Source organism: Achromobacter mucicolens (assembly GCF_029866465.1).
GTDB classification, from domain to species: domain Bacteria; phylum Pseudomonadota; class Gammaproteobacteria; order Burkholderiales; family Burkholderiaceae_B; genus Achromobacter; species Achromobacter mucicolens.
The window spans coordinates 1,622,330-1,634,331 of record NZ_CP123364.1; the positions used below are offsets into that span (position 1 = coordinate 1,622,330).

Annotated in this window: 9 protein-coding genes; 6 read left to right on the plus strand and 3 right to left on the minus strand. The window is 63.5% G+C overall.

What is annotated here, in order from left to right; translation table 11 throughout:
• Positions 1–9: 9 nt before the first annotated feature.
• Entirely contained in the window at positions 10–1,419 is a 1,410-nt protein-coding gene (gene thrC, locus QEP15_RS07400; protein WP_152383835.1) for a threonine synthase, read from the plus strand.
• Between the two features lie 178 nt (positions 1,420–1,597).
• Complete coding sequence (locus tag QEP15_RS07405; protein WP_062838472.1) at positions 1,598–1,819, plus strand: YgdI/YgdR family lipoprotein; 222 nt, start codon at positions 1,598–1,600, stop codon at positions 1,817–1,819.
• A 93-nt stretch (positions 1,820–1,912) separates the two neighbouring features.
• On the opposite strand, the gene QEP15_RS07410 is transcribed toward QEP15_RS07405, so the two are convergent.
• Both QEP15_RS07410 and pepN read right to left on the minus strand, forming a co-directional pair.
• Entirely contained in the window at positions 1,913–2,932 is a 1,020-nt protein-coding gene (locus QEP15_RS07410) for a class 1 fructose-bisphosphatase (protein ID WP_062838471.1), read from the minus strand.
• A gap of 10 nt (positions 2,933–2,942) precedes the next feature.
• Positions 2,943–5,648 (minus strand): aminopeptidase N, encoded by a 2,706-nt coding sequence (gene pepN / locus QEP15_RS07415; RefSeq protein WP_152383836.1) that lies wholly within the window; start codon positions 5,646–5,648, stop codon positions 2,943–2,945.
• Positions 5,649–5,799: 151 nt separating this feature from the next.
• On the opposite strand from pepN, the gene QEP15_RS07420 reads away from it, so the two are divergent.
• Positions 5,800–6,435 (plus strand): DUF4136 domain-containing protein, encoded by a 636-nt coding sequence (locus tag QEP15_RS07420; RefSeq protein ID WP_152383837.1) that lies wholly within the window; start codon positions 5,800–5,802, stop codon positions 6,433–6,435.
• Between the two features lie 90 nt (positions 6,436–6,525).
• On the opposite strand, the gene QEP15_RS07425 is transcribed toward QEP15_RS07420, so the two are convergent.
• Positions 6,526–6,909 (minus strand): H-NS histone family protein, encoded by a 384-nt coding sequence (locus QEP15_RS07425; protein WP_056322597.1) that lies wholly within the window; start codon positions 6,907–6,909, stop codon positions 6,526–6,528.
• 751 nt (positions 6,910–7,660) lie between these two features.
• Here QEP15_RS07425 and tldD point away from each other — a divergent pair.
• From tldD to QEP15_RS07440, 3 genes are all read left to right on the plus strand, one after another.
• A complete protein-coding gene (gene tldD, locus QEP15_RS07430) occupies positions 7,661–9,121 on the plus strand; it encodes a metalloprotease TldD (protein WP_056322600.1) in 1,461 nt (486 codons plus the stop codon).
• A 246-nt stretch (positions 9,122–9,367) separates the two neighbouring features.
• Complete coding sequence (gene aroG, locus QEP15_RS07435; RefSeq protein ID WP_152383839.1) at positions 9,368–10,441, plus strand: 3-deoxy-7-phosphoheptulonate synthase AroG; 1,074 nt, start codon at positions 9,368–9,370, stop codon at positions 10,439–10,441.
• A gap of 102 nt (positions 10,442–10,543) precedes the next feature.
• Positions 10,544–11,953: an FAD-binding oxidoreductase gene (locus QEP15_RS07440; RefSeq protein WP_175156846.1), complete on the plus strand. Its 1,410-nt coding sequence runs from the start codon at positions 10,544–10,546 to the stop codon at positions 11,951–11,953.
• Positions 11,954–12,002 lie beyond the last annotated feature (49 nt).

Sequence of the window (12,002 nt, forward strand, 5' to 3'; positions counted from 1 at the left end):
GCAATTGACATGAAATACATCTCTACGCGCGGCGGCATGGCCCCGCTCGAATTCTCCGACATCCTGCTCGAAGGCCTGGCGCCCGACGGCGGGCTGGCGGTGCCGCAGACGCTGCCGCAGGTTTCCGCGGAAACGCTGGAATCGTGGCGCGGCTTGTCGTATGCCGATCTGGCCTTCGAAGTGCTGTCGTTGTTTGCCACGGACATCCCCTCGGACGACCTGCGCCGTCTGACCCGTGCCGCCTACACGCCGCAGATCTTCAACAGCGAGGACATCGTTCCGCTGCGTCCGCTCGATGGCGGGCTGTCGCTGCTGGGCCTGTCCGAAGGTCCCACGCTGGCGTTCAAGGACATGGCCATGCAGTTCCTGGGCCAGGTATTTGAGTACGTGCTCTCCAAGCGCGGCACCACGCTGAACATCGTGGGCGCCACCTCCGGCGACACGGGCTCGGCCGCTGAATACGCGCTGCGCGGCAAGAAGGGCGTGGCGGTGTTCATGCTGTCGCCCCACGGCCGCATGAGCGCCTTCCAGCGCGCGCAGATGTACTCGCTGCAAGACGAGAACATTCACAACATCGCCGTGCGCGGGGTCTTCGACGAAGCCCAGGACATCGTCAAGGCGCTGGCCGGCGATCTGGCCTTCAAGACGAAGTACCGTCTGGGCGCCGTCAATTCGATCAACTGGGCCCGTATCGCCGCCCAGGTCGTCTACTACTTCCATGGCTGGCTGCGCGCCACCGAGCGCGCGGGACAAGAAGTGTCGTTCGCCGTGCCGTCGGGCAATTTCGGCAACATCCTGTCGGGCCACATCGCCCGCAGCATGGGTTTGCCCATCCGCCGCCTCGTGCTTGCCACGAACGAGAACAACGTGCTGGAGGAGTTCTTCCGCACTGGCGTGTATCGTCCGCGCGCGGCTGCGCAGACGTACGCCACGTCCAGCCCCTCGATGGACATTTCGCGCGCGTCGAACTTCGAGCGCTTCGTGTTCGACCTGACGGGCCGCGATACCGACCGCGTGAAGGAATTGTGGGCGACGATGGCACGCGACGGCGCGTTCGACCTGTCCGACATGAAGGACCAGTTCGAGTCGCGTTATGGCTTCGTGTCGGGCGCCAGCTCGCATACGGATCGCCTGGCCACGATCCGGTCCGTCTACGACGCCACCGGCGTGCTGGTCGACCCGCACACCGCCGACGGCGTGAAGGTCGCGCGCGAATTCGTCGAGCCGGGCGTTCCCATGCTCGTGCTGGAAACCGCGCTGCCGGCCAAGTTCTCCGAGACCATCGAGGAAGCGCTTGGCCGTCCGGCCACGCCGCCGGGCAACCTCGCAGACCTGGAATCGCTGCCGCAACGCGTCGAAGTCATGGACTGCAGCGAGGCCGCCGTACGCCGTTTCATCGAGACACACGCCAAGGTGTAAGCACGATTGCCGCTTGTGTACGGTTGCAACCCCTCCCAGGCGCGTCCTGCGAGGGGTTTTTCATTATTGGGGGCGGGGACGATTACGTTCTTATGCATTTTGCCGACAACCCGACACGATTTCGGGGAGCGATTCGGATAGAGTGAAATCACCCATTCAACACTCGGAGAACACAACCATGAAGCTGAAGACCATGACGTTGGCCCTGGTGATGACCGGCGTTGGTGTGCTGGCCGGATGCTCGTCGCCCTCGGTTATTCACCAACGCGACGGATCTTCGACCGTAGCGCCCGACGAGCCCGAATACGACAAGAAGTCGGGCATGTATGAATACGAACAGAACGGCAAGAAAATGCAGATCAACAAGGACGACGTGAAGTCCATCGAAGAGGTCAAGTAACGCACCCCCTGCTTGCCTGTACCCTTGAAAAAAGCCCCCGGCCATGATGGCCGGGGGCTTTTGCATTGGCGCGCCGAAAGCGCGGCGGGCGTCTTACTTGCCCGCGTCCTCGGCGTGATAGCGGCCCACGCGTTCGACTTCGTTCTTCGAGCCCAGGATGACGCTCACGCGCTGGTGCAGCGTGTCAGGCTGGATGTCCATGATGCGCTGGACGCCGTTGATGGCCGCGCCGCCGGCCTGTTCGATCAGGAAGCTCATGGGATTGGCTTCATACATCAGGCGCAGCTTGCCAGCCTTGCCCGGCTCGCGCGCATCCCACGGGTACATGAAGATGCCGCCGCGGGTCAGGATGCGATGCACGTCGGCCACCATCGAGGCGATCCAGCGCATGTTGAAGTCCTTGCCGAGCGGGCCGGTCGAGCCGGCCAGGCAGTCGTCGATGTAGCGCTTGACCGGGGCAGCCCAGTGGCGCTTGTTCGACATGTTGATGGCGAATTCCTTGGTGTCTTCCGGCACGCGGATGTTCTCGTGCGTGAGCACCCACGAGCCCATTTCGCGATCCAGCGTGAAACCCACGACGCCGTTGCCGATGGTCAGCACAAGCATCGTCTGCGGACCGTACACCGCGTAACCGGCCACCACCTGCTTGTTGCCCGGTTGCAGGAAGTCGGCTTCGCAGACGGGCGCGCCCGACACGTCGTGCGGCGCGTGCAGCACCGAGAAGATGGTGCCGATGGAGACGTTCACGTCGATGTTCGACGAGCCATCGAGCGGATCGAACAGCAGCAGGTATTCGCCCTTGGGGTAGCGGTTCGGGATCAGATGGATGGTTTCCATCTCTTCCGACGCCATGGCCGCCAGGTGGCCGCCCCATTCATTGGCTTCCAGCAGGATCTCGTTGGAGAGCACGTCGAGCTTCTTCTGGACCTCGCCCTGGACATTCTCGCTTTCCAGGCTGCCCAGAACGCCGCCCAGCGCGCCCTTGCTGACTGCGTGGCTGATGGCCTTGCACGCGCGCGCCACGACTTCGATGAGCAGGCGCACTTCGGGCGCCAGGGCTTGGGCGGAGCGTTGCTGCTCCACCAGGTATTGAGTGAGTGTTTTACGTTTCAAAAGGATCTCCCTATGCAGCGAATTCTAAAGCCTTGGATACGATTTCCTGGACGTTGCGCGACAGGCCGTCGTGCTGGCGCACCTTTTCAAGCGCGGCCTGCATGGGGACACGCAGCGCCGGGACGAAGCGAGACCAGTTGTCGAGCGCACGCGCCAGCCGCGCGGCGATCTCCGGATTGAGCGCGTCCAATGCCAGCACCTGCTCCGCCCAGAACGTGTAGCCCGAGCCGTCCGGCTGGTGCATGCCGCGGGCATTGTTGAGGCAGAACTGGAAGATCAGCGCGCGGGCGCGGTTCGGGTTGCGCAGCGTGAATGCCGGGTGCTTCATCAGCTCGCGGGCGGTCTGCACCGTGGTCGAGCGGGCGGTGGCCTGCAGCGCGAACCATTTGTCCACCACCAGCGGATTGGCGCTCCATTTGGTGTAGAAAGCGGCCAGCGCCTCTTTCGGGTAGTCGCCTTGCCCGAAGTTGATCAAGGCGGCCAGCGCGGCCATGCTGTCGGTCATGTTTCCGGCGGTGGCGTACTGCGCTTCGGCAAGGCGCTGGGCTTCGGGTTCGCCAGCGGCCATCAGGTGACTGAGCGCCAGGTTCTTCAATGCGCGCATGCCGGCGGGAATCGGCGCGGGGCTATATTCGCCCGGCGTCTGGTTCTCGTCGAAGGCGCGGCGGAATTCGGCATGGAGCTGACGGCCGAGTTCGGCGCGAAGGAAATCGCGCGCCACGGCCAGAGCAGGCGGATCGACCTGCTGCATACGCTCGGCCAGCGTCTTTTCCGAAGGCAGCGCCAATGCGCGCGCACGGTACGCGGCGTCCAGGGCGGGATCGGTCAGCAACGCGCGCCAGGCTTCAAGGAAGGCGGCGTCGGCCTGCAGCGGGCGGCCCGCCTGGCTGGCGTCGGCCAATGCAAGAATCTGGCGGGTGGCCAGTTCCTGGCCGGCTTCCCAGCGTGCGAACGGATTGCCATCGTGCGCGGACAGCAGCGCCAGTTCCTCGTTGGACCAGTCGTAGTCCACGATGACCGGCGCCGAGAAGTCGCGCAGCAGCGAGGGCACGGGGCGGTCGGCGATATCTTCGAACACCCATTGCTGGCTTTGCGTGGTCAGTTCCAGCAGGGCGGTGTCCACGACCGCGCCGTCCTGACGCAGCGGCAGCGCGTTGCCCTCACGGTCCAGCAAGCCGATCGCAAACGGAATGTGAAAGGGCGCCTTCACGTAGTCGGGGCCGGCCTTCTTTTCAACGCCGACCGGCGGGCAGGCCTGGGTAAGCGTCACCGTGCAGAGGCGAGTGGCCGCGTCGTGGTCGAGCCTGACCGTGACGCGCGGCGTGCCGGCCTGCCGGTACCAACGGCGGAACACGGACAGGTCGCGTCCCGGGTGCTGCTTGACGTAGACGGATTCCATCGCGGCGACGAAGTCGTCGCACGTGACGGCCTGGCCGTCGTGGCGGCGGAAGTATTCGTCCATGCCTTCGCGGAACCCGGCCTCGCCCAGCAGCGTGTGCTGCATGCGGATGACCTCGGCGCCTTTCTCGTACACGGTGGCCGTGTAGAAGTTGCCGATCTCCTGGTAGCTCTCGGGGCGGATCGGATGCGCCATGGGGCCGGCGTCTTCCGGGAACTGCGCGGCGCGCAACGCCACGACGTCGTCGATGCGCTTGACGGCGCGGGCGCTGGCCGCGGCGGCCGCGTCCATGTCGCGGGCCATCATGTCGGCGCTGAATTCCTGATCGCGAAAGACCGTGAGACCTTCCTTCAGGCTCAGTTGGAACCAGTCGCGACAGGTGACGCGGTTGCCGGTCCAATTGTGGAAGTATTCATGCCCGATGACCGACTCGATGCCTTCGTAGTTGGCATCGGTGGCGGTTTCGGCGTCGGCCAGCACGTAGGCCGCATTGAAGATATTCAGGCCTTTGTTTTCCATGGCTCCCATATTGAAGTCATGGACGGCCACGATCATGAAGCGGTCCAGATCCAGTTCGAGACCAAAGCGGCTCTCGTCCCAGCGCAAGGAACGCACCAGGGAATCCAATGCCCATTCGGTTTTGGTTTCGGAGCCGGGGTCGCTGTAGACCTGCAGCAGCACGTCCCGGCCGCTGACCGTCTTGACCGTGGTTTCGCGATGCGTCAGGTTGCCCGCGACCAGCGCGAACAAGTAGCAGGGTTTGGGGAACGGATCTTCCCACTCGACTTCATTGCGGCCGTCGGGCAACTGGCGCGAGGCGATCAGGTTGCCGTTGGACAGCAGCACGGGATACTCGGGCTGCGCGCGCAGCGTCACGCGGTAGCGCGACATCACGTCGGGACGATCGGCAAACCAGGTAATGCGCCGGAAGCCCTCGGCCTCGCATTGCGTGAAGAAATTGCCGCCAGACACATACAGGCCCATCAGCGTGGAATTGGCGGAAGGCTTGCAGCGGCTGACGATTTCAACGGTGGCATCGGCGGGCAGGCCGCGCAGCGTGAGCGTGTGTTCGGTCAACTGGTAGCTGGCCGCCGGCAGCGGCTCGCCATTCACGCCTACCGACACGAGTTCCAGCTCTTCTCCATCCAGGATCAGGGCGGCGTCAGCGCTGGCGTCTTGCCTGCGCTGCACGTGCATCGTGCAACGCACTTCGGTCGCGTCGGGCGCGAGATCGAAGGCGAGGGCGACTTCAGGAATTTCGTAGGGGTAGGGCTGGTAATCCTTGCGGTATACGGTAACGGGCGTGTCGGTGCGCATGGGGATTTGCAGTCCTGTATGAACAAGAAGGCTATTGTAGTGGCTGGCGGTTGAGCGGTACCTTGGGCGTACGGGCTAGCCTGAAAACTTTTGGCAAGCGCTTATGTCAAAGCTCGTTATGATGGCGCCGTCGTGCGAACAGGAGTCTCAAATGTCCAGGATGTCTTGGATCAACAGTCTGGGCCGATGGGCCGGTATTTTTTCGGTGCTTGCAGCCATGATGCTGACAGGCTGCGCCGCGCCCACCGTCTCCGCCCGTGTGACGTCGTTTCAGCAATGGCCAACCGGTGTCGAGGGCCAGACCTACCAGTTTGTTCCTGCCGACCCATCCCAAATCAATAATCTGGAATATCAGTCATTTCAGGATATGGTGCGCGCGGGGATCGGGGCCACGGGACTGGTCGAGGCGCGCCCTGGCGTGAAGGGGCGGTTTGAGGTGTCGTTCCGCTATGGCACAACCCAGACGCAGGTGATGGTGCGCCGTCCGTACGACCCGTATTTCTACGGCGGCTACGGCGGCTTCTATGGGCCGGGCCCCTGGGGCATGGGCGCGGGATTCTGGGGACCTGACTGGGTGGACGTGCCCATGGTCGTCCAGCGCAATTCCCTCTCGCTCTTCATTCGTGATACCCAGAACGGCGGCGCGGAAGTTTACCGCTCGACGGCGTTCATATTGAGCGAGCGTGACGATTTGATTCGCACCATGCCCTATCTGGTGCGTGCCATATTCGACAATTTCCCAGGCAATAATGGCGCTGAGCGAGAGATTCAATTCCCGGCACGTTGACGAAAGCAGGCGCCTCGCGGCGCCTGCTTAAAATAAAAAAGCGGCGCACCATCATGGTGCGCCGCTTTTTTTCTTACTGAAGAATAGGTTTTATTCCTTGATAAGAAAACTCTCGCGGGTGGCGCCGCCGGCTTCTTCAGCGGCGAGCCAGCGCGGCGCCTTGCCGCGGCCGCTCCAGGTTTCTCCGGTTTGGGGATGGCGGTACTTGGGCGCCACGGCGCGCTTGGCGGCGCCGGCTGCGCGGGCGGGGCCGCTGGCCTTGCGGCGGCCACTCGTGGCGGCGCGCGCGGGCTTGCCTGCGCCGTAGGCGGCGATGATCTCGTCAGGCGTAATGTCGTACTCGCGCATCGACGTGATGATGGAGGTGATGACCGGCTTGCGGCGCTTCGTCTGAAGGATTTCCGCCTTCTTCTGGAGCTTGTTGATTTCCTTTTCGATCTTTGCTTGCAGAGCTGCGTAGGTTTCTCGGGCCATGTTTATTCCTGATTATGGAACTGCTTTAATCGCCGGCGAAGTTATGTTTAATTGTTGTGCCTCGCATAATACAGAATTTACGAGGTGGTATCTCAATTGTCGGACTAATTACTTTGTATCAAAAGCGCCACCGGCTCTCCGCTTTGCGGTTGGCCGCAATTTCCATCAGTTAGGAAGGAAAATCTTAAATTTGGGACAAACTGAAACATGCGCTTGCTTGGTTTACGGGCGGGCGGTGCGGGCGGGCAATTGTCGGACAACCTTGTAATGACGGGCCTAGCGTGTGATTGGCCGGCATTGCATGCCCGATCATCCTGGACGACTGCGCGTGCAATGCGCGTCAAATTCTCGCAATTTTCTTCAGGCGGAAAATCGTCGCGAAAGCAGGTGCCATACATTATGGCGTTGCATCCCACCTGCGGTGATATACCCGGGCGCCACGGTGTTCCGTCCCCGAGTTTTCATTTTTCCGTCAGGTCATACGACAACACGAAAAGTGCCAGTCTTGCGATTCGGGCTGAGCACAATTGCTTAACTTGATAGGTAATTGGGTACTTAACTTGATACCCGGTATGCCGTCTCCATCTATGGCGGCAAGATAATGCGAGACCATTTTGTCCCGCATTTGCCGCTGCGGTAAGCCGCGACTTTTGGCGTTTGCCGGGACGCCGGGCCCGTGTCGGCGGTACGATACGGTCTTGAGCGCCACGACGCGCATGCACGGCCCCGGTGCCGTTCCTGAACTGAGCCTATGAAAATCATCGATCCCGCCATTGCTTCCCTGGCCACCGCCAAATCCCTTCTGCTCGACCCCTGGGGTCTGACCGAAGCGGACATGGCGCGGGCACTGGGTGAAATCTTCACCCACAAGGTCGATTACGCCGACCTGTACTTCCAGTACACGCGCAGTGAAGGCTGGAGCCTGGAAGAAGGGATCGTGAAGACGGGCAGTTTCTCGATCAGCCAAGGCGTGGGCGTGCGCGCGGTCAGCGGTGAAAAGACCGCGTTCGCGTATTCGGATTCGCTGTCGCCCGAGGCGCTGCTGTCGTCGGCGCATGCCGTGCGCGGTATTGCCCGCCGCGGCGCAGGCAAGGTCAAGGTCGCCGCCCAGGTCGAGGCCGAGATCGGCCGCAGCCTCTATGCGGACATCGATCCCGTCGCCAGCCTCAGCGCGCCCGAAAAGGTCGCGCTGCTCGAACGCGTCGAACGCATGGCGCGGGCGCGCGATCCCCATGTGATCCAGGTCATGGCGGGCCTGGGCGCGGAATATGACGTGGTGCTGGTTGCGGGCAGCGATGGCCGTCTGGCCGCGGACGTGCGTCCGCTGGTGCGCCTGTCGCTGACCGTGATTGCCGAACGCAATGGCCGCCGTGAAATGGGCCATGCCGGCGGCGGCGGCCGCCTGGGTCTGGCTTACTTCACCGACGAGATGCTGCAGGGCTATGTCGAGCGCGCGGTGCACGAGGCGCTGGTCAACCTGGAAGCGCGTCCGGCGCCGGCCGGCGAAATGACGGTGGTCCTGGGGTCGGGCTGGCCGGGCATCCTGCTGCACGAAGCCGTCGGTCACGGCCTGGAAGGCGACTTCAACCGCAAGGGGTCCAGCGTGTTTTCCGGACGCATCGGCGAGCGCGTGGCGTCCAAGGGCGTCACCGTGGTCGACGACGGCACCATTCCGGATCGCCGCGGATCGCTCAACATCGACGACGAGGGCAATGCCACCCAGCGCAACGTGCTGATCGAAGACGGCATCCTGCGCGGCTACATGCAGGACACGCTCAATGCCCGCCTGATGAAAACCGCCGCAACCGGCAACGGCCGCCGCGAGTCGTTCGCGCACCTGCCCATGCCGCGCATGACCAACACGTACATGCTGGCCGGCGACAAGCCTGCCGATGAAATCGTGGCCTCGGTCAAGCGGGGCCTGTATGCCGTCAATTTCGGCGGCGGCCAGGTCGACATCACCAACGGCAAGTTCGTGTTCTCGGCGTCCGAGGCCTACATGATCGAGGACGGCAAGGTGACCTACCCGGTCAAGGGGGCAACCCTCATCGGCAACGGCCCCGACGCCATGAACCGCGTGACCATGATCGGCAACGATCTGCAGCTGGATTCCGGCGTCGGCACCTGCGGCAAGGACGGCCAGAGCGTGCCGGTCGGGGTGGGCATGCCGACGGTCCGCATGGAAGGCCTGACGGTCGGCGGCACGGCTTGATGCGTTAAATGGGGGCGGCACGCCAAAAAAATCTGGCGTGACGCTCTCAAAAAACTGTGCTAGAGTCAGTCCCCATGAAATTCGCGTCCCCCGCCTTTTATTTTTATTTTTTTGGTTTTCTGAAGCCGCTGGCGGAGGAAGGGACGCGCTCAATCTGAAGTTTGGAAAGAATCCCCCCAAAAAAGCCGCCAGCGAATCTGGCGGCTTTTTTTATGCCGCCGTGGCGGGCAACCCAGGAGCAGTACCGTGTCGCACAACACCGATGACCTTCGTATTCGAGAAATCAAGGAACTGAATCCCCCCTCGCACGTGATGCGGGAGTTCGCCTGCACCAAGGAGGCGTCCGAGACCGTCTTCGCCGCGCGGCAAGGCATGCACCGCATCCTGCACGGCATGGACGACCGCATGATCGTCGTGATTGGTCCGTGCTCGATTCACGACACGCGTGCCGCGATCGAATACGCCAAGCGCCTGAAGCCCGTGCGCGACCGCCTGAGCGCGGACCTGGAAATCGTGATGCGCGTCTATTTCGAGAAGCCGCGCACGACGGTGGGCTGGAAGGGGCTCATCAACGATCCCGACCTCGATGGCAGCTTCGACATCAACAAGGGGGTGCGCGTGGCCCGTCAATTGCTGCTGGACATCAACAGCATGGGGCTGCCGGCGGGATGCGAGTTCCTGGACATGATTACGCCGCAGTACATCGCGGATCTGGTCTCCTGGGGGGCGATCGGGGCGCGCACGACAGAGAGCCAGGTGCATCGGGAACTGGCGTCCGGCCTGTCGTGTCCGGTGGGGTTCAAGAACGGCACGGACGGTAACGTGAAGATCGCCGTCGACGCCATCAAGGCGGCCTCGCAGCCGCACCATTTCCTGTCGGTGACCAAGGGTGGCCATTCGGCCATCGTGTCCACCGCCGGCAACGAGGACTGCCACGTGATCCTGCGTGGCGGCAAGACCCCGAACTACGACGCCGCCAGCGTTGACGCCGCCTGCCTGGACGTGTCCAAGGCCGGTCTCGCGCAACGCATCATGGTCGATGCCAGCCACGCCAACAGCAGCAAGAACCCCGAGAACCAGCCGCTCGTCGTCGAGGACGTCGCGCGCCAGATGGAAGCCGGCGATGCCCGCCTGGTCGGTGTCATGGTCGAAAGCCACCTCTTGGGCGGCCGCCAGGACATGGTGCCGGGCCAGCCCCTGGTGTATGGCCAAAGCATCACCGACGGTTGCATCGACTGGGACGCTTCGGTCGCTGTGCTGGAGCGCCTGGCGCAGGCCGTGCGTGAACGCCGCCGCGTCGCGCTGACCTCCGGCAAGTGAAGGGGATGCGCGCCGCGCACCCTGCGCTTGTCGGAGTGTGCGGCGCAGCACGCGGGGCGGCGTAGAATATTTGGATTATCGAACCCGGGAAACCACGAGATCATGAACGCTCCCCTGCACGCCGAATCGTTGCGCCGCGCGGTGCCGGCCGCCTGCCTGGATGCGCTGCGCGCGCACTTTGGCGACCGCCTGTCGGAATCGGCCGCCGTTCGCGAGCATCACGGCCGCGACGAATCGCCTTATCCGGCCATGCTGCCTGACGCCGTGGTGTTCGCGCAGTCCACCGAAGACGTGGCGTACGTCGCCAAGGTGTGCAACGAGCATCGCGTTCCCCTGATCCCGTACGGCGCGGGGTCTTCGCTGGAAGGCCACATTCTCGCCATCCAGGGCGGCATCAGCCTGGACCTGTCGCAGATGAACAAGGTCCTGGCCATCAACGCCGAAGACCTGACCGCGACGGTGCAGGCCGGCGTGCTGCGCAAGCAACTCAACGAAGAAATCCGCAGTACTGGCCTGTTCTTCCCGATCGATCCGGGCGCGGACGCCAGCCTGGGCGGCATGGCCGCCACCCGCGCCTCGGGTACCAACGCCGTGCGCTACGGCACGATGCGCGAAAACGTGATGTCGTTGACCGTCGTCACGGCTGACGGCCGCGTCATCCGCACGGCCGGCCGCGCCCGCAAGTCGTCGGCCGGCTACGACCTCACGCGCATTTTCGTGGGCAGCGAAGGCACGCTGGGCATCATCACGGAAGTTACGGTGCGGCTATATCCGCAACCCGAAGCCGTGTCCGCCGCGGTCTGCAATTTCCCGACGCTGGACGCCGCGGTGCAAAGCGTGATCGAAATCATCCAGATGGGCGTGCCGATCGCGCGTGTCGAGTTCATGGACGCCGCGAGCGTTCGCGCCGTCAACCTGCACAGCAAGCTGACCCTGCGCGAGACGCCGCTGCTGGTGTTTGAATTCCACGGCAGTCCGGCCGGTGTGCAAGAACAAGCGGAAACCGTGCAGGCCATCACGGCCGAGCACGGCGGCATGGACTTCGAATGGGCCGAGCGTCCCGAAGACCGCAGCCGTCTCTGGACCGCGCGCCACAACGCGTACTTCGCGGGCCTGCAATTGCGTCCCGGCTGCCGCGCCAGCACCACCGACGTCTGCGTGCCGATCTCGCGCCTGGCCGATTGCGTGCGCGACACCGTCGAGGAACTGGACCGCGCAAGCTTTCCGTACACGATCGTCGGCCACGTGGGCGACGGCAACTTCCACGTGCTGATGCTGCTGGATGCCGATAGCCCGCAGGAGTGGCAGGAATCGGAAGCCATCAACCACAATCTCGTGCGCCGGGCCATCGCTGCCGACGGCACTTGCACGGGCGAACACGGCGTCGGCCTGCACAAGATGCAGTTCATGGCCGAAGAGCATGGCGACGACGCGCTCGACCTGATGCGCAGCCTCAAGCACGCCTTCGACCCGAACAACATCCTGAATCCGGGCAAGATCGTTTCCTGGTAAACGGCGGGCGGGGCGGCAGCGCCGCCTCGCTTGGGCACCCCTGCTGCAT